Below are 18,544 nucleotides of genomic sequence, written 5' to 3' on the forward strand. Positions count from 1 at the left end.
CCCACGTGCGAGGCCACGCCATCCGCGCCGAACCGGCCACCACGCCACGCGACGAGCCGCTGTGCAGCCGCTGCGACGCGGTCTGCTGCCGGCTGACGGTGGTATTGATGCCCGAGGATCGCGTGCCCCGCCACCTGGTCGCACGCAACGACCACGGCGTGGAGGTGATGGCACGCGACGAAGAGGGCTGGTGCGCGGCCGTCGACCCGCTGCACATGCGCTGTTCGATCTACGAGGACAGGCCGGTGATCTGCAGGCGTTTCGCCATGGGCGCGCCGTACTGCCTGGACATCCGCGCCACCTACCGCGAAGAACGCCGCCGCGGCATCCCGTTGACCCTGTATTGAACCGGAGCAGCCCGACCCATGGCCACACGCAAGCCGATCAAGCCCGTCCCGACCGCACCACGCAAGCCGGCCGCCGAATCCGGAAAGGGCGCCGGCTCGCTGACCAGCGAGCGCATTTCCGACGACCTCGACGCGTTCCGCAAGGCGGGCGGCCGGATCGAAGTGCTCGGCAACACCCGCGTGCTCACCAAGATCGACGGCGACGACAAGAAATCGCCGCGCTGAGCGGACCGCGCATGACCACGCCCGGCCACCAGGCCGCGGCCTCCCGGCACGCCTGCGCGCCTTTGGCGCGGCTGCGCGGCGGCGGCAGGATCCCCTTCGGCGGGCACGCCCGCGCGCGCAACCGAGCGCGCCCGTGCCGGGCCCCGCGATGAACCAGGACGACGCCCCCGGCGCTGCGCGCGCCACCCAGATCTGGGTCGACGCGGACGCCTGTCCGGCCGTGGTCCGCGACATCCTGTTCCGGGCCGCCGAGCGCGCGCGCGTTCCGCTCACGCTGGTCGCCAACCAGTGGCTGCGCACGCCGCCTTCGCGCTACATCCGCGCGCTGCAGGTGCAGGGCGGCTACGACGTCGCCGACGACGCGATCGCCGGGCGTGCCGGGCCGGGCGACCTGGTGGTGACCCAGGACATCCCGCTGGCGGCCCGCGTGCTCGAGCGGGGGGCCGAGGCGGTCAATCCGCGCGGCGAACGCTTCACCGCCGACAACATCGCCCAGCGCCTGTCGATGCGCAATTTCATGGACGAGCTGCGTGGCGCGGGCGTCCAGACCGGCGGGCCGGCCGCCTTCCATGCCCGCGACCGGCAGGCGTTCGCCAACGTGCTCGACGGCTGGCTGGCCCGTCGCCGCTGACCGGTCCGGCGTGTCGCCTCAGGGCGAACTGGCGGGTGGCGACGGCGGCACCAGCTGCTTGTGCAGCTCCGGGACCAGCATGTTGGCCGCGCTTCCGTACCAGGGATGGTACTCGGCGACCATCTCGCCGCTGACGATCACCGGATCGCTTTCGGTGAGCCGGCGCGCCTCCTCGAGGTCGGCCACGGCGAACACGAACAGCCCGCGCCAGCCCGCGGGATCCTTCATGAAGGGTCCGGCGAGGACCAGCTTGCCCTGCTCCGCCAGCCGTTCCATGTTGGCGAAGTGGCCGGCGAACATCGCGTTGCGTGCTTCGCCGTCGGGCATCCGCCTGGGGCCGGTCTTCAGCACCACCAGCACATAGGGGCGCATGCCGTGTTCGTCGGCGCCGGTGCGCCTGGCCAGCGCGGCGTCGTAGGCGGGCGCGGCCACGGGCGTCGCCGCCGCCACGGCCGGCAGGGCCGTCAGCGAGGGGATGGCGAAGGCCACGGCGAGGAGCGCGGCGTGGGTATGGGCGGACAGGCGCTTCATGCCGGCTCTCCTTAGGGTGGCGGGGATCATAGTCCCCGGTCGCCGCCCCATGCACCCGGGCATCGACGCCGCGCCGCAACTGCGCTGCAATGCTGGCCCCGTCCCACCGGTCCACCGCCATGCTGCGATCGCTGCGCGCCCCCGTCCTGTTCGCCCTGTGCCTGTCGGCGGCCAGCGCCCTGGCCGCCGACTACGTGCCGACCCGCCACGCGTGGGCGCGCCAGGCACCGGCGGCGGCCGGTTTCGATCCGGCACGGCTGGACGCCGCGGTGGCGTGGGCCCGGGCCAACGGCGAGCAGGCGCCCGCCGACCTGCGCGACACGCTGCTCGCCTCCTTCGGCGCCCACGAGCCCGGCTACCGGATCCTCGGCCCGGTGGCCACACGTGGGACCGCCAACGGCATGGTCCTGCGGGGCGGCCGCATCGTCGCCGAATGGGGCGACACCACCCGCCCGGAAATGACGTTCAGCGTGGCCAAGAGCGTGCTGGCCAGCGTTGCCGGCCTGCTCCACGACGATGGCCTGCTGGCGGACACCGGCCGCCGCGTCGCGCTCGACGTGCCCGGTCCGTGGTTCGAAGGTCCCCACAACGGCGCCATCACCTGGGCGCACCTGCTGCAGCAGACGTCCGACTGGAGCGGCACGCTCTGGGAAGTGCACGACTGGGCCGACCGGCCCGAGGGCGACGACCCGCAACGTCGGCCGCTGCACGCGCCCGGCACCCGCTACAAGTACAACGACGTGCGGGTGAACCTGCTCGCCCTGTCGCTGCTGGAAGTCGCGCGCGAACCGCTGCCGCAGCTGCTGCGGCGCCGGCTGATGGATCCGGTCGGCGCCTCGCCGTCGTGGCGCTGGCACGGTTACGACACCTCGTGGGTGACCCTCGACGGCCTGCGCATGCAGTCGGTGTCCGGCGGCGGCCATTTCGGCGGCGGCATGTTCGTCAGCACCGCCGACCTGGCCCGCTTCGGCCTGTTGATGGAGCGCGACGGCGACTGGGATGGCAATCGCCTGCTGTCGCGCGAGTGGATCGCGGCGGCCACCGCGCCCTCGCCGGTCAAGCCCGACTACGGCTACCTGTGGTGGCTCAACACCGGGCGCAAGGCCATTCCCGCCGCGCCGGAGAGCGCGTACTGGGCCTCGGGCTTCGGCGGCAACCACGTCTACGTCGACCGCGAGCACGACCTGGTGATCGTGCTGCGCTGGACGCCGGACCTCGCCGGCGTGGTCACGCGGGTGCTGGGCGCGATCGAGAAAGAATGAGCCGCCGGCGGCGGCGGTTCAGGCCGCCCCGTCCAGCAGCCGTCCCAGCTGCGCATCCTTCTCCTGCCACAGCGCGTTCATCCATTGCTGGAAGCGGGCACGGAACGCGCGGTCGTCCTGGTAGTCGCCGGCAACCAGCTCGGGCGGGATCGGGCGCTGGCGCACGTGCACGCGGATCGCGGGCACCCGCCCGGCGATCAGGTCGACCATCGAAGGCCGCCCGCCCGGGTAGGCGATGGTCACGTCCAGCAGCGCATGCAGGCCCTCGCCCATCGCGTCCAGGACGAAGGCCACGCCACCGGATTTGGGTTTGAGCAGGTGGCGGTACGGCGAGGCCTGCGAGGCCTGCTTCTGCGGGGTGAACCGGGTGCCCTCGACGAAATTCATCACCGACACCGGGATGTCGCGGAATTTCCCGCAGGCACGGCGGGTGGCTTCCATGTCGCGGCGGCCCAGCTCGGGGTTGCGTGCGATCTGCTTGCGCGTGTAGCGGCCCATGAACGGGAAGTCCAGCGCCCACCAGGCCAGGCCGAGCACCGGCACCCAGAACAGTTGCCGCTTCAGGAAGAAGCGCAGGAACGGCGCCCGCCGGTTGAACACCTTCTGCAGCACCAGGATGTCGACCCAGCTCTGATGGTTGGCCAGGACCAGGTAGTGGCCGCCGCGATGCAGCGCGCCCTCCTCCTCGACCTTGAACGCGGTCGGGGTGAACGCGTCGATCATGCCGCTGTTCACCGCGATCCAGCTCTCGGCCAGCGCGACAAGCACGGCGTTGCATGCGCGCCGCACCGGCGCCAGCGGAACGATCGCCTTCAGCACGCCCACGGCCAGCAGGGGCAAGGCGTGGACCAGCGTGTTGACCACGACCAGCGGAATGATCAGCGCGACGCGCAACCAGCGGATGGGGGACACGGGTCGACCTGTCGGGAGGGGGGCGCAAGCCTAGCAAATCGCCCCGCCCGGCCCGGCGCCCGGGTGCCGCCGCAACGCACGACGGCCGCCCCGGGGCGGCCGTCGTGCTGCATCCGGTTCCGCTCGCGGCCGCGTCGCGGCCACCGCGGACACCCGACCCCGCGTCAGTGCACCAGCGGGATCGACTGCGCCAGGCGCGCCTGGCTGGCCAGGCCCAGGCGACGGCTGATGTGGATCACGCGCGCGGCCTTGCCCGGATCGATGACCTTGGCGTACTCGGCCAGGTATTTCTCGCGCAGGTCGTGCACGCGCTGGTCGCGATCGAGCAGCGCCTGCACGTACTCCATCGCGTCCTGGTCGTTCATGTCGGCGTAATCGCTGGCGTACTCGCGCACCGCGCCGATCTGCGAATCGATGATCGCGCCCTGCTCGGCCTGGAAACGCTTGAACACCGGCCAGAACCGGGTCTGCTCGTCGGCGGTCAGCGAGATCGACTTGGACACCACTTCCGTCTCGATCGCCTGGAGCTCGGTCCTGAACTCGGCCAGCACCTCCTTCGTCGTCTTCCCGCCCGCCTGGTCGCCGGCGGCCGGCTCGGCCGCGGCCAGCGGACCGCCCAGCCACAGCAGGCCGAGCAACACCCATGCACCCGTTTTCGACATCACCCTCTCCCCTTTTCGGCACCGTGGACGCGAGGCAGCCTAGCGGTTCGGGGTCGGCGGTGATGTAGGCCTCTGGGCCAATGGAATGCCGGCCCGGTCGCCGGCATGGGAAGGCGCGCTACAGCGTGCGGATGGTCTCGCCGCCGTGTGCGGACAGCAGGTCGCGGGCGCGGTCGCGCTCGCCATCGTCGACCGCATGCACGACGACCGCGCAGCGGCCCTCCTCCAGCGCGGTGCGGACCTTGCTGACGTACGGGCTGTGGTCCGGGCGCAGCGTCACCAGGCCGCCGCACATCAGGCCGAACACGCCGCCGTACCCGATGATGAGCGCGGCCGCCAGGCCGGGCGAGAGCACGACGGCTTCGAGTCCGAGCGCGAACAGCACCGCGAACAGCAGCGCACCCAGTCCGAGTCCCACCAGGCCAAGCCGGTAATGGGCCACGAGCAGCGTGCGGAAGATGCCGCGGCCCTCCGGCTCGAGCTTGCGCCCCGGCCGCGCATCGCCAGGCGTCACCACCTGCACGTGGCCGGGCGGGACGCCCAGCATGTGCTGCACCTGGCGCGCGATCGCGCGCGCCTCGGGCTCGGTGTCGAAGACCGCGGCGACCTTGCTGTCGGAAAGCTCGCCGGTCACCGAAGACAGGATGTCCATGGTTGTGGGCCGGTAGTGGAGATGGCCCGCAGGCTGGCACCGCCACGATCATGGACGCGTGAGCCCGCGGCGCCGATATGCGGGTGCGGTTCAGGCCTTCGGGCCGTAGCGTTAATGGCGCGGAAACGCCGTGTAAGCAGCCTGTTTCGCCAGCGGGTTCGGCGTCGCGCGCGTCGCCTCCGGGGCGTGGCGCCCGGCGACGCATCGCGCGCCCACTTCACACTGGCGCCATCTTCGCCCCGCGTGATGGCGCCAGCATGGGCCGTCCCGCATTCCTGGCCCCATGCCCGTGTCCCAGCCCGACCTGATCGTCGTCGGCGCCAGCTTCGCCGGTGCCGCCTGTGCCATCGCCGCCGCCCAGCGCGGACTGCACGTGTGCGTGCTCGAGCGCAAGCACGACCCGGGAGAGAAGCTGCACACCACCGGGATCATCGTGAAGGAGGCCGCTGAACAGACCCTGCTCGGCCGCCTGCCGCCGGCCATGACCCGCCGCGTCGACCAGGTGCGGTTGTATGCGCCGAGCCTGAAGCAGGTCGCCCTCGCCGCTCCGGGCTACTACTTCCTCACCACCGACACCCCGGCCGTGATGCGCTGGCTGGCCGCGCAGATGCGCGGCAACGGCGTCGACCTGAGGCTGGGCTGCGCGTTCACGTCCTGTACCCGCCGCGGCGAGGGCTGGGACGTGGACGGCGTGGGCCATGCCCGCTACCTGGTCGGGGCCGACGGTGCCCGTTCGCGGGTGGCGCGGCATTGCGGGCTCGGGCAGGTGCGCCAGTTCCTGTACGGCATCGAGTACGAGTTTCCCGGCGCGACGCTGGCCCATCCGGACGCGCTGCACTGCTTCATCAGCCGGCGCCACGCACCCGGCTACATCGGCTGGATCGCGCAGAACCCCACCGGGATCCAGGCCGGGCTGGCGCTGCGCCACGACCCGGCGCGCGCGCGCATCCCGGACATCGACGCGTTCCTGCTGCGCGTCGGCCATGCAGGCGGCCTGCCCCGTTTGCTACGCCCCGGCACCACCCGTGCCGGGCTGATCCCCTGCAGCGGGCCGGTGTTCGACCTGGCGCGCGACGGCGCGATCCTGGTCGGCGACGCCGCGGGCGTGGTCTCGCCGGTCACCGCCGGCGGCATCCATTCGGCCTGGGAACACGGCTGGGCGGTGGGCTGCGCCATCGCCGCGCGGCTGCGCGATGGCGGCCCGGCGCCGGAACAGGCCGCCATCGCCGCCGCGCCCCGCTTCCGCTTCAAGCGGGCACTGCGCTGGGCCTACGACCGGTTGCCGTTCGACTGGCCGTTCGACCTGCTCCTGCAGACGCCGCCGCTGCGCTGGGCCGCCGAACAGGTCTACTTCCACCGCCATGGCGGCTGAGCGCGCCGGCCTGCGGCGCGCGTGGCGGCTCAGCCCGGATCGCCCGGCCAGGCCGCATCGTCGGCCAGCTTGTCGATCAGCTCCCGGACCCGGAACGGCTTGCCCAGGTAGGCGACCGACTCCGGCAGCGCCGGCAGCTGCGCACTGGCATAGCCGGAGACCAGGATCGTGCGGCAGCCCGGCCGCACGCTCTGCGCCGCGCGCGCCACCTCCAGCCCGCTGATCCCGCCGGGCATGCTGATGTCGCTGATCACGTAGTCGAAGCCGCCCTGGCCGAGCAGGTCCAGGGCCTGGCGCCCGTCATGCGCCTCGACCACCTCGTAGCCCGCATCGTCCAGGGCCATCGTCGTGACCGTGCGCAGCAGCGCATCGTCCTCCACGTAGAGCAGCCTAGCCACCGGCGGGCTCCGGCAGTGGAATGGCGATGGTCACGCAGGTGCCCTCGCCCGGCGCGCTCTGGATGAAGGCGAACCCGCCGGACTGGCTGGCGAAACCGAACACCTGGCTCAGCCCCAGCCCACTGCCGCGGCCGACGTCCTTGGTGGTGAAGAAGGGTTCCATCGCCCGCAGGCGCACCTCCTCCTCCATGCCCGGCCCGTCGTCGGCGACGGAAACGTATAGATAGTCGCGGTCGGGCATGGCCTCGGGATGCAGCAGCAGGTGGGGACGGGTCACGCAGGTGAGCATGCGGATGGTGCCGGGCGCAAGCATCGCGTCGCGGGCGTTGGCCACCAGGTTCACCAGCGCGGCCTGGAGCTGCTCGGCGTCGATCATGACCCGCGTGTCAGCGTCGGTCAGTTCCAGTGTGCACTGCGTGATCGGTCCCGCCGCGCGGCGATAGACCTCGACCGCATCGCGCACCAGGGCGTTGACGTCGTGCAGCGCCGGCTCCAGCGTCTGCCCTCGCGCGAAGGCCAGCATCTGCCGGGTCAGCCGGGTGCCGCGCTCGGCCGCCTGGCGCGCGGCATCGACCAGCCGCTCCTTGCGCGACTCGTTGGCGGTGGGCAGCAGGTCGAGGCTGGCGGTGATCACCGCCAGCAGGTTGTTGAAATCGTGGGCGATGCCCAGGGTCAGCTGGCCGATCGCGCTGATCTTCTGGGCCTGGGCGAGCGAACGCTCCGCGTCGCGCAGGTGCTCGGCGGCCTGGTAGCGGTCGGTGATGTCCTTGGTGATCTTGGCGAAGCCGACCAGCGCGCCCTCGTGGTGGATGGCGTCGATGACGATGTTGGCGCGGAAGCGCGTGCCATCCTTGCGCACGCGCCAGCCTTCGGTCTCGTAGCGGCCTTCGCGCGCGGCGATGGCCAGGCCCTCGCCCGGGGTGCCCCGCGCGACGTCCTCGTCGGGATAGAAGCGGGAGAAATGCTGGCCGATCACCTCGGCGTCGGTATAGCCCTTGATCCGCTCGCCGCCGGTGTTCCAGCTGAGGATGTGCCCGGCCGGATCCAGCATGTAGATCGCGTAATCGGTGACTCCCTGCAGCAACAGGTGCTCGGCATTGAACGGAAACTGCGGCGCGCGTACTGATGTCATTGCTTCCCCCGTCACGGAGGATAGGAAGAATTCCGTTAAACGCACGTCGCGTTGCCGCATGGCCGGTGCAAAGCCACGGGCCCGGTCGCGTGTACCGGGCCCGTGGCGCGGGCTAGTGGCCCGGCGGCGACACCACCAGGCCGGCCGCGGCCGCGCCGCGCGCACCGCATTCGGCGTCGAACGCCGACGGCGCGCCGGACACGCCGACCCCGCCGAGGCTGGCGCCTTCGCGGGTGAACAGCGGCACCCCGCCTTCGGCGGTGGAGATGTGCGGCGCCGCGGACATGTTCCAGTTGGCGGTCTCGCGGGTGGCGAAGCGGTACATCGCCGCCGAGCGCCCCTTCCACAGTGCGACCTCGCCGGCCGCCGGCGAGGCGCCGTGGTTGGCGAAGCTCAGCAGCTGCCCGCCCTGGTCGAACACCGCCACCGCGACGGCGTGGTTGGACCGCTTCGCATGGGCCAGGCAATGGTCGCGCACGGCATCGGCGGTGGATGGGTCGAGCGCGGGCTTCAGGGTCTGCGCATGCGCGGCGTTGGCAAGCAGGCAGGCGACGGCGGCCAGCGCGGCCAGGTTCGTGTGCTTCATCGGAGCTCCTCGTGGGTGGCGGACGGATGGGATGCGCGTCAACGGCGGCGCTGTTCCTGCGCGGTGAGGCGCAGGACCTGCCCGGGTGCGTCGGTGACAATGTAGATGGCGCCATCGGGGCCGACCACCGGTTCGTACGGCCGGCCTTCGGTGCGCAGCAGGACTTCCTCGTGCTGCACGCGCTCGCCATCGAGCGTGAGCAGGCGCAGTTCGCGCGGCGACAGCGCGGTGACCAGCAGTTTGCCCTGCCACAGCGGGAACTGCCGGCCGTCGTAGAAGGCCAGGCCGGACACGCCGATCGACGGCCGCCAGTAATGCGCCGGCTGCCTCACCCCCTCGGCGCGCGTGTGCGGGGTCAGCACGGTGCCGTCGTAGTTGATGCCGTGCGATACCACCGGCCAGCCGTAGTCGCCGCCGCGCTCGACGATATTGAGCTCGTCGCCGCCGCGCGGTCCGTGCTCGGTTTCCCACAGGCGGCCGCTGGACGGTTCGAAGGCCAGGCCCTGCGGATTGCGGTGGCCCAGGCTGTACACCGACGGCAACGCGCCCGCGCGGCCGCGATAGGGATTGTCCGCCGGAATCGTGCCGTCCGGCTGCAGCCGATGGATCTTGCCGCTCGGGCGACCCGGCTCGCGCGCCAGCTCCTGCACGCCGCGGTCGCCCACCGAAAACAGCAGCCGCCCCTCGCGGTCGAACGCCATGCGTCCGCCGTAGTGCCAGAACGGATCGCCATAGGTCGCCGGGTCCGCTTCGAACACCACCTGCTGGTCGACCCAGGCGTTGCCGCGCAGGCGGCCGCGCACGACCCGGGTCATCGCCAGCGGCTTGCCGTCGGGCCCGGGGCGCTCGAGGCGGTGGCTGTAGCTGAGGTAGATCCAGCCGTTGCGGGCATGCGCCGGGTCCAGCGCGATGTCGAGCAGGCCGCCCTGGTTCCAGCGGTGCTCGTGGACGTACACCGCGGGCGTGCCGGCGACCGGCGGCTGCAGCACGCCGTGGCGGATCACCCGCAGCCGCCCCGGGCGCTCGCTCACCAGGATCGTGTCCGCATCGACGAACGCCAGCGCCCAGACCGTCTGCAGGCCCTCGGCGAAACGTTCGGTGCGCACGGCGTAATCGAGGGTGTCGACCACGCCGGGCACCGGATCGAAGGTGCGCGGCGGCTCGGCCCGGGTGCTGTCGTCCTCCGCGGGGACCGCGCCTTCGCGGGCCGGGAGGAACGCGGCGATCGCCTCGATCTGCGCCGCGGAAAGCGTGTCGCCGAACGCCGGCATGCCCTGCGAGGGGATGCCGTTGCGGATGATCCGGGCCAGGTCGCCGCGGGTGCCGCCGTAGCGGTAGTCCCGCGGCGACAGCGGCGGGCCCAGGCCGGTGCCCTGCCGGCCGGCGCCATGGCAGGCGGCGCAGTTGTCGCGGAACAGCGCCGCGCCATCGGCGGCGTCCACGGCACCCGGCGCCTGCGTGGCGGCGGCTGCGGACAGCATCCCCGCCAGCAGGACGAGGGCGGCCTGGAAGGACGGACGGCGTGCGGGGCGTGCACGGGTAGCGCGCATCGGCATGGCTCCTTGCATGGGATCGTTCCCGCGCCCATCCCACCCCGTCGCCCCGCCGCACTGGATGGAGGAATGCTGGAGTTTTGCTATAGATTCGCTGCAGCCGCGGCACCACGACGCCCGCGGCCCTCCTGAGGCGACGCCCCCGCATGAGCGAACAGCCGGCCATCGGCAGGATCGACGATCCCGGCGCCCCCCGTGGCGGCCCGTCGAACTTCACGGCCGGCGAGGCGCTGGTCCAGCCCCCGCTCAACCGGATCGCGATCCACGGCCGCGTCGTCCAGGTCGAGCCCAAGGTCATGCAGGTGCTGGTGCTGATGGCGCAGCGCCCGGGCGCGGTGATTTCGCGCGAAACGTTCCTCGACACGGTGTGGGCCGGCACCATCGCCGACGACTACCTGCTCAACCGCGCCGTGTCCGAGCTGCGCAAGGTGTTCGACGACGACCCGCAGGCCCCCCGCTACATCGAGACGATCCGCAAGGGCGGCTACCGGCTGGTCGCGCCGATCGCGCCGGCCCGGGTCGCCGCGGCGGTCGCCGCGCCGACGCCGGACGCGGCGGCGGCCCCTGCCGCGACCCCGCCCGAAGCGACCGTCGGCGGGCATGCGTCACCGGCGACGACGCATCGCCGGCGCCGGTGGCTGGCCGGCGCGGCGCTGGTGCCGGCCGTCGTCGCCACCGTGCTGGCCCCGCGCCTGCTCCCACGCGACGGCGGCCTGGCGGAGGGCTACGAAGTGCGTCCGTTGACCAGCCTGGTCGGCCGCGAGTTCGAACCGGCGCTGTCGCCGGACGGCAGCCGCGTGGCCTTCATCTGGGACGGCGGCGAGGGCGGCGGCTTCGACGTGCAGGTGAAGACGCTCGGCAGCGAGGACCTGCTGCCGCTGACCCGCACCGCGGCCCATGAACACCATCCGGTGTGGGCGGCGGATGGCCGCAGCCTGCTGTTCGCGCGCCTCGACCAAGACGGCGTCTCGATCATGCGCGTGTCCGCGCTGGGCGGCGGCGAGACGCGGGTGCTGCGCGACGACACCGCGCGCCAGGTTCGCGGGCTGGCACTGTCGCCCGATGGCGCCGGCCTGGCCTACGCCGCCCGCAGCGACCCTGCCTCGCCCTACCGCATCGTCCTGGCCACGTCCAACGGCGCCGGCCGGCGGGTGGCCACCACCCCGCCCGCCGGGACCCTCGGCGACCTCGATCCGCGGTTCACGCCGGATGGCCAGGCGCTGGTCTTCGTGCGCGCGGTCAACGAGGTCACCAAGGACCTGCACCGCATCGAACTCGACGCGCCGGCGGAAACGCCGCCACGGCGCCTGACCCGCGACAACCGCAAGATCAACGGCCTGGCCTGGTCGCCGGACGGCTCGCGCCTGCTGTTCACCTCCACCCGCTCGGGCATGTACGCGCTGTGGTCGGCCGACGCCGATGGCGGCGACCTGCGCCCGGTGCCGCTGGGCAACGAGGACGTGCACCAGCCGGCCACCGCGGCCGGCATCCCGGCGATCGCATTCGAGCAATGGACGCACCGCTCGCGCCTGCGCCAGGTCGACCTGGCGCGTCCGGACGCGAGCGGACCCGACCTGCGCATCCAGTCCACCCGCTGGGATTCCAATCCGGCCTGGTCGCCGGATGGCCGGCGGATCGCGTTCACCTCCAACCGCGGTGGACCGCACGGGATCTGGGTCAGCGACCGCGATGGCGGCAACGCCGTGCAGGTCGCCGGGTTCGATGGTGCGTTCATCGACAACCCGGCCTGGTCGCCGGATGGCCGCGTGATCGCTTTCGACGGCAGCCCCGACGGCACCACCGCGATCTACGCGGTCACGCCCGAGGGCGGCACGCCGGAGCGGCTGGTGCACGGGCCTGGCGACAGCCGCAATCCGTCGTGGTCGCGCGATGGCCAATGGCTGTACTTCGAATCCAACCGCGACGGGCAATGGCGGATCCATGCCGTACCGGCGGCCGGCGGCCGCCCGGTCGCGGTCACCGACGGCCCGGCCGCGCATCCGCGCGAATCGGCCGACGGCCGCCAGCTCCTGTACACCCGGCCCGACCACCCCGGCCTGTGGCAGCTGCCGCGGCGCGACTGGCATCGCGCCGGCGCCGGGAGCGGCACGCCGGTGATCGCCGGGCTGGAGCCCCAGGACGGCGGCAACTGGGCTCCCGGCACCGACGGCATCTACTTCGTGCGGCGCGCGCCCGGCCAGGCGCCGCAGCTGGCACGGCTGGGCCTGGAGGATGGCGCCACCCGCGACCTGCTCGCGCTGCCGGCCGACTTCCAGGGCTGGGGGTTCGACCTGTCGCCGGACCAGCGCCAGCTGGTGTTCTCGGAACTGGCGATGCGCGAGAGCGACCTGCGCCTGGCCGTGCCCCGCTGAGCGGCGCCGCGCCGGCGTTCACCCATCCCTCCCGCGAAGGCGGCATCATCTGCCGACCGCCCCGCATGCCCGCGTCCGCTCCGGTGCATGCGTCCGCCACGCGACCCGAGCCGGCTCCATGTCCACCCTGTACGACATCATCCGCGAAGCGGCCGCCGGCTCGGCCGAGGGCCGGCTGCATTTCGGCCAGGTGATCGGCCTGATGGTCGTGGCCGGGGTGGATGCGTACACCGTCGATTACCGCAGCGCGCGCACCACCTACTACCCGCGCGAGGCCGCGCCGCTGGACCTGCCACTGGCCACCCCGCCGATGCCGATTCCCGAGGCCTTCGATGTCGCCGCGCTGCGCTCCGCCATCGCCGGCTCGCAGCGGGGCCAGGTGATGTACCCGCAGTTCAAGCGGTTGTCGATGGCCGCCGGCTGCGTCGGCTACACCGTGTGGATCGCCGGGCGCCACGTCACCTACTACGGTCGCCGCGGCGAGACCCACGTCGAACAGTTCCCGGACTGACACCCGGCGTCGCCGCACACCCGGCGCTCACCCGGCCCTGCCTAGCCTGAAGCCCCGTCCGCACCGCAGGCGTCGACATGGCCAAGCCTTCCCGTTCCCGCGCCGCGAGCAAGGATGCCCGTGGCCTGCATGGCGCCATGCGCCTGCCCGGGCTGGAGATCGAGCACTACAACCTGCTGGTGCGCGATCCCGATGGCGAAGGCTTCCTCGGCGATCGCGCCAGCCAGACCGCGTTCCGCGAACTGGTCGACACCGCGCGTCGCCACCATCGCACCGGCAAGGACCCGTTCGGCAAGATGCCCACCGCCGATATCGACAAGAAGGCGATCGACCTGGTGCTGGTCGGCGGCGATGCCGACGCCGCGCACCTGGTGCACCTGGCGGTGGAGGAATACGCGCGCCGGCTGGTGCACGTGGTGCAGGTGTTCCTGGCCCAGCCGGAATGGCATGGCGTGGAGCGGATCCTGCTCGGTGGCGGCTTTCCTGACCACGCCACCGGCGGTCTGGCGGTGCGCCGGGCCCTGCGGCTGCTGCAGCTCGCGCGGGTGGACGTGAAACTGGACCAGGTCGGACACCACGCCGACGAAGCCGGCCTGCTCGGCTGGGTGCCCCTGCTGCCGGCGGCCGCGCGACGCGCCGACGCCTTTCTCGCCGTGGACGTGGGCGGCACCAACATCCGTTGCGGCATCGTCGAGCACCGCCTGGGCAAGGCCGACGACGGCAGCCGCGCGCGGGTGCTCGAACGCCTGAAGTGGCGGCACGCCGACGATGCGCCCGATCGCGCCGAAGCGGTCCGGCGCATGGCGGCCATGCTCAACGGGCTCGCCGCGCAGGCGCGCACGCTCGGGCTTTCCCTGGCGCCGTTCGTGGGCATCGCCTGCCCCGGCCGGATCGAGGTCGACGGCGGCATCTCGCAGGGCGCGCAGAACCTGCCCGGCGACTGGGAGCGGCCGTTCCACCTGCCCGACGCGCTCGGCGCGCTGCTCGACGACATCGGCGGCAAGGCCCCGCGCGTGGTCCTGCACAACGACGCGGTGGTCCAGGCGCTGAGCGAGCGCCAGCGCATGCGCAAGGCCTCGCGCTGGGCGGTGCTGACCATCGGCACCGGCCTGGGCAACGCCAGCTTCAGCAACCGCTGAGGCGGCGCCCGGCGCGGCGCTTCAGTGCTGGAAGACGGGCTCCAGCATGCGCAGCGTCCCCGCATCCGCGTCCAGCTCCACCTGGCCGCCCACCGGCAGGATGAACTGCTGGCGGATGTGGCCGATCATCGCCCCGCGGTAGGCGGGCACCTTCAGCGGCAGCAGGTAGTCGTCGAGGATCTGCGGCACGGTCAGCGAGCCGTAGCCCTCGCCCGGATCGCAGTCGGTGCACTCGCCGAACACCACCCCGGCCACCTGGTCCAGCGCGCCCATCAGCCTGAGCGTGCTGAGCATGCGGTCGACACGGTAGGGCGCTTCGCCCACGTCTTCCAGGAACAGGATCTTGCCGCGGAAATCCGGCAGGTAGCGGGAGCCGGCCAGTGCGACCAGCACGCTGAGGTTGCCGCCGACCAGCTCGCCGCGGGCGCGGCCAGGGGCAATCGTGACCGTGCGGTTCCGGCGCTGCACCAGTTCGTCGCCGCGGTCGGCCACGTTGCGGAACTCCACCAGCTGCCGTTCGAGGAGCACGCGCCGGAACTGGTCGGCGTTGAAGGCGTTCCAGCTGCCCGACCCGATCGGGCCATGGAAGCTGACCAGCCCGGCCTGGCTCAGCAGCGCGTTGTGCAGCGCGGTGATGTCGGAATAGCCGAGCAGCGCCTTCGGGTTGCGCCGGATCATCGGGTAGTCCAGCAGCGGCAGCACGCGCGCCGCCCCGGAGCCGCCGCGCACGCAGACGATCGCCCGCACCTGCGGGTCGGCGAACATCGCGTTGATGTCGCCGGCCCGCTCGGCATCGGTCCCGGCCAGGTGTCCGCGGCGCGAGCCCAGGTGCGGGCCTGCCTTCACCTGGAACCCCAGCGCCTGCATCGCTTCGGCCGCGAGCTGCAGGTCGAGGGGATCGTCGGTGGCCGCCGACGGAGCGACCAGGCCGACCGTGTCGCCCGGGTTGAGCGGCACCGGCAGGACCCGCCGTATCGCGGCCGTCGCGGGCGCGGCGAAGGCGGGCAACAGCAAGCCCGCCGTGGCGAGGGCGGCGCTGCCGATGAAGTGTCGTCGATGCATGGAGCTGCCTGCGTGGAGGACCCGCCGCAGGGTAACAACCCGCCTTGCATGCAACAAACCGCGCCCTCCGGCGCGCGTGATGCCGGCGCCTCGCACTACAGGTCCAGCCCCTCGCGCACCTTGACGATCGAGGTCATGGCCATGCCGCTGCGGGCGGCGCCCTTCTGCACGCGCACGATGAAGGGAATGGTGCCGTTGCCGACGAGCGACCAGGGCTCGCGCACCAGCTGGTAGGTGCCTTCCAGGCCGGCGATGCCCGCGACCTCGACCACGAAGCACCCGCCGAGCTCGCTGAAGTGGTGGCCCATCTGCCACAGCCTGAAGTTGGCCTTCTTCAGGCCGGCCACCGGCGCGCCCTCCTGGTCGGCGACGTGGACGACGACGATCAGCCGTTCGTCATCCTTGAGCGTGGCGCCCTGCGCGGTCACCCGCAGCGGTCCGCCGGCGAGGGTCGGGCGATGGGTGGGCGTCGTGGTGACGTCGCCCCGGCGCGCCGGCGTGGTACCGCGCGCGGTCTTCTTCGTCGCTTTCGTGGCCATGCCTGCGCTCCGCTGGAGTTGTCATGCGATCCAACGCAGGCCATCGCCGCCCGGGGCCATGCCCGGCCCGGATCCACGCAGGCCCGCCCGGTCGCAAGGCGCCGCTTCGCCCGCGCTTAATCGCCCCTCCGCTCTACTCCCGGACGGACGCCCCCCGCGTGTCGATCCGCACGACCGCCGGTCGTCGCTTGCATGCCCCCCGAACCAGGAGACCCCGATGACCGCCCGCAACACGATCTGCCTGTGGTACGACGGCACCGCCCTGGAGGCGGCCACCTTCTACGCGGAGACCTTCGACGACAGCGCGGTGACCGCCGTGCGCCGCGCGCCCGCCGACTATCCCTCCGGCAAGGAGGGCGACGTGCTCACCGTGGAGTTCACCGTGCTCGGCATTCCCTGCATCGGCCTCAACGGCGGCCCGACCTTCACCCACAGCGAGGCCTTCTCGTTCCAGGTGGCCACCCGCGACCAGGCGGAGACCGACCGCCTGTGGAACGCCATCGTCGGCAACGGCGGTCAGGAAAGCGCCTGTGGCTGGTGCAAGGACAAGTGGGGCCTGTCGTGGCAGATCACCCCGCGCGTGCTGACCGAAGCGATCGCCGACCCGGACCAGGCCGCGGCCCGGCGCGCATTCGAGGCGATGATGACGATGCGCAAGATCGACGTGGCCGCGATCGAGGCTGCGCGCCGCGGCTGAGCGCGGCCCCGGGCCGCTCCACCGCTACCCGGCGGGCATCGCGGCCGTGGCGGCACCGCTCCGCGCCGGCGGCTTTCCGCCGACGCCCCCCGCCGGGCATGACCCGCCGCGCAAGGGTGGCGCCGGCGCGGCGCCGGACCCTACAGCCGCTCGATCCGGTTCCGGCCGCCGCGCTTGGCCGCGTACAGGCGGCCGTCGACGGCCCTGAGGAAGTCCTGCGAGGTGGCCATCGCATCGACCAGGGCGGTGCCCATGCCCAGGCTGGCGGTGACCAGCGCACCGGTGCGCGGCGCACCGTGGGCGATCCCGAGCGCGGCGATCCGGGCGACGCATTCGTCGGCCAGCGCACGCGCGGCGGCGGCATCGGTCTCGGGCAGCAGCAGGATGAACTCCTCGCCGCCGAACCGCGCCACCACGTCGCGCGGCCGGCGGGCGACGCCGGCCAGCTCGCCGGCGATATGCCGCAGGCATTCGTCGCCGGCGACGTGGCCATGGGCGTCGTTGAACTGCTTGAAGTGGTCGATGTCGAGCACGATCAGCGACAGCGGCTGCCCGCTGCGCCGGGCCGCGCCCCACTCCGTCTCCAGGCACTGGTCGAAGCGGCGGCGGTTGGCGATGCCGGTCAGGCCGTCGGTCATCGACTGCTGCTCCAGCTCGCGGTGCAACCGCATCAGCTCTTCCTCGTCGCGCTTGCGCTGGCTGATGTCGAACATGAAGCCGACCAGGCAGTCGACCTCGCCGGCGGCATCGCGGACCACGTGGACCACGTCGCGGATCCAGACGTAGCCACCGTCGGAGGTCAGGGCCCGGTAGTCGGCCTCGTGGTCCACCCCGGCGCGCGACTGCGAGACGCAGAAGCCGACCACGCGGTCGCGATCGTCCGGATGCATGCGCGCGACCCAGTCATCGACCGTCTGCCAGCTGTCCTGCGTCCAGCCCAGCAGCGACTCGATCTGCGGCCCGATGTAGGCGAAGCGCATGCTGGCCCAGTCGATCTTCCACGGGATCGCCCGGGTGGATTCGAGCAGGGTCCGGTACACGTCCGGGCTTTCGGGCAGGGCGTGCGGGTCGGGATCGCGGGTGGCGCGCAGCGTGGCGTTGTTCATGCCCCGATGGTACGCAAGCCCCGTGCCAGCTGCGGGACCGCGCGGCGTGTGCCCGCCCCCGCAGTACGGTCCCGGGTCGAACGCCGGGACTTCCATCCGTCGAACCTGCAGAACCCCGGAGCCACGCCATGCCGCCCACCCTGACCGCCTTCGAACACTCCCCCGACCGCGGCCAGGGCCTGGCCCGCGACATGCGCGTGCGCTGGGCGCTGGAGGAAGCCGGCCAGCCCTACGACGTACGGCTGCTGTCGTTCGAGGCGCTGAAGCAGCCCGCCCACCTGGCCCTGCACCCGTTCGGTCAGATCCCGACCTACGAGGACGGCGGGCTGGTCCTGTTCGAGTCCGGCGCGATCGTGCTGCACGTGGCCGAGCGGCATCCCGGGGTCCTGCTCCCCGCCGCCGCCGATGCGCGGGCCCGGGCGATCGCGTGGATGTTCTGCGCGCTCAACACGGTGGAGCCGCCGGTGTTCGAACGGGCGATGGCCCTGGTGCTGGAGCGCGCGCGGCCGTGGCACGCCGCGCGCCTGGCGATGCTGGAGGAACGCATCCACGACCGCCTGCACCGGCTCGCGGCCCACCTGGGCGACGCCGACTGGCTGGAGGGCGCGTTCAGCGCCGGGGACCTGCTGGTGGTCAGCGTGCTGCTGCGGCTGAAAACGTCCGGCCTGCTGGACGCCTTTCCCAGCCTGGCCCGCTACCTGGCGCGCGGCGAGGCGCGGCCCGCCTACCAGCGGGCGTTCGCCGCGCAACGGGCGGTGTTCGCCGCGGGCGAGGCGGCGCGCGGCGGCGCCGCTCCCGGCTGAGCACCACGGCCGCCATCGCGCGGGTGCCGGTGGCGAGCGACCGGACCCGCCC

The 18,544-nt window shown here is 72.6% G+C and carries 21 protein-coding genes; 10 read left to right on the forward strand and 11 right to left on the reverse strand.

Annotation, left to right across the window (positions count from 1 at the left end):
* Positions 1 to 5: 5 nt before the first annotated feature.
* The 3 genes from ACA089_RS04585 (at position 6) to ACA089_RS04595 (ending at position 1,203) form a co-directional block, all read left to right on the forward strand.
* Entirely contained in the window at positions 6 to 347 is a 342-nt protein-coding gene (locus ACA089_RS04585) for a YkgJ family cysteine cluster protein (RefSeq protein WP_372013783.1), read from the forward strand.
* An 18-nt stretch (positions 348 to 365) separates the two neighbouring features.
* The gene (locus ACA089_RS04590) at positions 366 to 572 is read left to right on the forward strand and encodes a hypothetical protein (RefSeq protein WP_372013784.1); all 207 of its coding nucleotides are present in this window, start codon (positions 366 to 368) and stop codon (positions 570 to 572) included.
* 148 nt (positions 573 to 720) lie between these two features.
* Complete coding sequence (locus ACA089_RS04595; protein WP_372013786.1) at positions 721 to 1,203, forward strand: YaiI/YqxD family protein; 483 nt, start codon at positions 721 to 723, stop codon at positions 1,201 to 1,203.
* 18 nt (positions 1,204 to 1,221) lie between these two features.
* On the opposite strand, the gene ACA089_RS04600 is transcribed toward ACA089_RS04595, so the two are convergent.
* Positions 1,222 to 1,734: a YciI family protein gene (locus ACA089_RS04600; protein WP_372013788.1), complete on the reverse strand. Its 513-nt coding sequence runs from the start codon at positions 1,732 to 1,734 to the stop codon at positions 1,222 to 1,224.
* Positions 1,735 to 1,853: 119 nt separating this feature from the next.
* Between ACA089_RS04600 and ACA089_RS04605 the strand changes: the two genes are divergently transcribed.
* Positions 1,854 to 2,996, forward strand: coding sequence for a serine hydrolase domain-containing protein (locus ACA089_RS04605; RefSeq protein WP_372013790.1), 1,143 nt, complete (start codon positions 1,854 to 1,856; stop codon positions 2,994 to 2,996).
* 18 nt (positions 2,997 to 3,014) lie between these two features.
* On the opposite strand, the gene ACA089_RS04610 is transcribed toward ACA089_RS04605, so the two are convergent.
* The 3 genes from ACA089_RS04610 to ACA089_RS04620 all read right to left on the reverse strand — a co-directional run bounded on the left by ACA089_RS04610 (position 3,015) and on the right by ACA089_RS04620 (position 5,222).
* The gene (locus tag ACA089_RS04610) at positions 3,015 to 3,899 is read right to left on the reverse strand and encodes an acyltransferase (protein WP_372017660.1); all 885 of its coding nucleotides are present in this window, start codon (positions 3,897 to 3,899) and stop codon (positions 3,015 to 3,017) included.
* Positions 3,900 to 4,072: 173 nt separating this feature from the next.
* A complete protein-coding gene (locus tag ACA089_RS04615; RefSeq protein WP_372013792.1) occupies positions 4,073 to 4,570 on the reverse strand; it encodes a hypothetical protein in 498 nt (165 codons plus the stop codon).
* 118 nt (positions 4,571 to 4,688) lie between these two features.
* On the reverse strand, positions 4,689 to 5,222 hold the full coding sequence (locus ACA089_RS04620; RefSeq protein ID WP_372013794.1) for a hypothetical protein: 534 nt from the start codon (positions 5,220 to 5,222) through the stop codon (positions 4,689 to 4,691).
* Between the two features lie 283 nt (positions 5,223 to 5,505).
* On the opposite strand from ACA089_RS04620, the gene ACA089_RS04625 reads away from it, so the two are divergent.
* A complete protein-coding gene (locus ACA089_RS04625) occupies positions 5,506 to 6,594 on the forward strand; it encodes an NAD(P)/FAD-dependent oxidoreductase (protein ID WP_372013796.1) in 1,089 nt (362 codons plus the stop codon).
* 29 nt (positions 6,595 to 6,623) lie between these two features.
* Here ACA089_RS04625 and ACA089_RS04630 read toward each other — a convergent pair whose 3' ends face one another.
* The 4 genes from ACA089_RS04630 to ACA089_RS04645 all read right to left on the reverse strand — a co-directional run bounded on the left by ACA089_RS04630 (position 6,624) and on the right by ACA089_RS04645 (position 10,260).
* The gene (locus ACA089_RS04630) at positions 6,624 to 6,992 is read right to left on the reverse strand and encodes a response regulator (protein WP_372013798.1); all 369 of its coding nucleotides are present in this window, start codon (positions 6,990 to 6,992) and stop codon (positions 6,624 to 6,626) included.
* Positions 6,985 to 8,124: an ATP-binding protein gene (locus ACA089_RS04635; RefSeq protein WP_372013801.1), complete on the reverse strand. Its 1,140-nt coding sequence runs from the start codon at positions 8,122 to 8,124 to the stop codon at positions 6,985 to 6,987. Before ACA089_RS04635 ends, ACA089_RS04630 begins: the two co-directional genes overlap by 8 nt.
* A 112-nt stretch (positions 8,125 to 8,236) precedes the next feature.
* Complete coding sequence (locus tag ACA089_RS04640) at positions 8,237 to 8,710, reverse strand: GlcG/HbpS family heme-binding protein (RefSeq protein WP_372013803.1); 474 nt, start codon at positions 8,708 to 8,710, stop codon at positions 8,237 to 8,239.
* Between the two features lie 38 nt (positions 8,711 to 8,748).
* Positions 8,749 to 10,260 (reverse strand): PQQ-dependent sugar dehydrogenase, encoded by a 1,512-nt coding sequence (locus ACA089_RS04645; RefSeq protein ID WP_372013806.1) that lies wholly within the window; start codon positions 10,258 to 10,260, stop codon positions 8,749 to 8,751.
* 149 nt (positions 10,261 to 10,409) lie between these two features.
* On the opposite strand from ACA089_RS04645, the gene ACA089_RS04650 reads away from it, so the two are divergent.
* The 3 genes from ACA089_RS04650 to ACA089_RS04660 all read left to right on the forward strand — a co-directional run bounded on the left by ACA089_RS04650 (position 10,410) and on the right by ACA089_RS04660 (position 14,285).
* A complete protein-coding gene (locus tag ACA089_RS04650) occupies positions 10,410 to 12,635 on the forward strand; it encodes a winged helix-turn-helix domain-containing protein (RefSeq protein ID WP_372013809.1) in 2,226 nt (741 codons plus the stop codon).
* A gap of 118 nt (positions 12,636 to 12,753) precedes the next feature.
* Positions 12,754 to 13,146: a DUF1398 family protein gene (locus ACA089_RS04655; RefSeq protein WP_372013812.1), complete on the forward strand. Its 393-nt coding sequence runs from the start codon at positions 12,754 to 12,756 to the stop codon at positions 13,144 to 13,146.
* Between the two features lie 77 nt (positions 13,147 to 13,223).
* Positions 13,224 to 14,285, forward strand: a complete 1,062-nt coding sequence (locus tag ACA089_RS04660) for an ROK family protein (RefSeq protein WP_372013815.1) — start codon at positions 13,224 to 13,226, stop codon at positions 14,283 to 14,285.
* A 21-nt stretch (positions 14,286 to 14,306) separates the two neighbouring features.
* On the opposite strand, the gene ACA089_RS04665 is transcribed toward ACA089_RS04660, so the two are convergent.
* Together ACA089_RS04665 and ACA089_RS04670 are read right to left on the reverse strand one after the other, a co-directional pair.
* The gene (locus ACA089_RS04665; RefSeq protein ID WP_372013817.1) at positions 14,307 to 15,347 is read right to left on the reverse strand and encodes a S66 peptidase family protein; all 1,041 of its coding nucleotides are present in this window, start codon (positions 15,345 to 15,347) and stop codon (positions 14,307 to 14,309) included.
* A 95-nt stretch (positions 15,348 to 15,442) separates the two neighbouring features.
* Positions 15,443 to 15,886: a hypothetical protein gene (locus ACA089_RS04670; RefSeq protein WP_372013820.1), complete on the reverse strand. Its 444-nt coding sequence runs from the start codon at positions 15,884 to 15,886 to the stop codon at positions 15,443 to 15,445.
* 217 nt (positions 15,887 to 16,103) lie between these two features.
* On the opposite strand from ACA089_RS04670, the gene ACA089_RS04675 reads away from it, so the two are divergent.
* Complete coding sequence (locus ACA089_RS04675; protein WP_372013823.1) at positions 16,104 to 16,583, forward strand: VOC family protein; 480 nt, start codon at positions 16,104 to 16,106, stop codon at positions 16,581 to 16,583.
* Between the two features lie 140 nt (positions 16,584 to 16,723).
* Here ACA089_RS04675 and ACA089_RS04680 read toward each other — a convergent pair whose 3' ends face one another.
* Positions 16,724 to 17,689 carry a GGDEF domain-containing protein gene (locus tag ACA089_RS04680; protein ID WP_372013826.1) on the reverse strand — a complete coding sequence of 322 codons (966 nt, stop codon included), beginning with the start codon at positions 17,687 to 17,689 and terminating at the stop codon, positions 16,724 to 16,726.
* 128 nt (positions 17,690 to 17,817) lie between these two features.
* Here ACA089_RS04680 and ACA089_RS04685 point away from each other — a divergent pair, with 128 nt between their 5' ends.
* On the forward strand, positions 17,818 to 18,492 hold the full coding sequence (locus ACA089_RS04685; RefSeq protein WP_372013829.1) for a glutathione S-transferase family protein: 675 nt from the start codon (positions 17,818 to 17,820) through the stop codon (positions 18,490 to 18,492).
* Positions 18,493 to 18,544: the final 52 nt, after the last annotated feature.

This window comes from Pseudoxanthomonas fibrivorans, assembly GCF_041464125.1.
In the GTDB taxonomy this organism is placed as follows: Bacteria; Pseudomonadota; Gammaproteobacteria; order Xanthomonadales; family Xanthomonadaceae; genus Pseudoxanthomonas.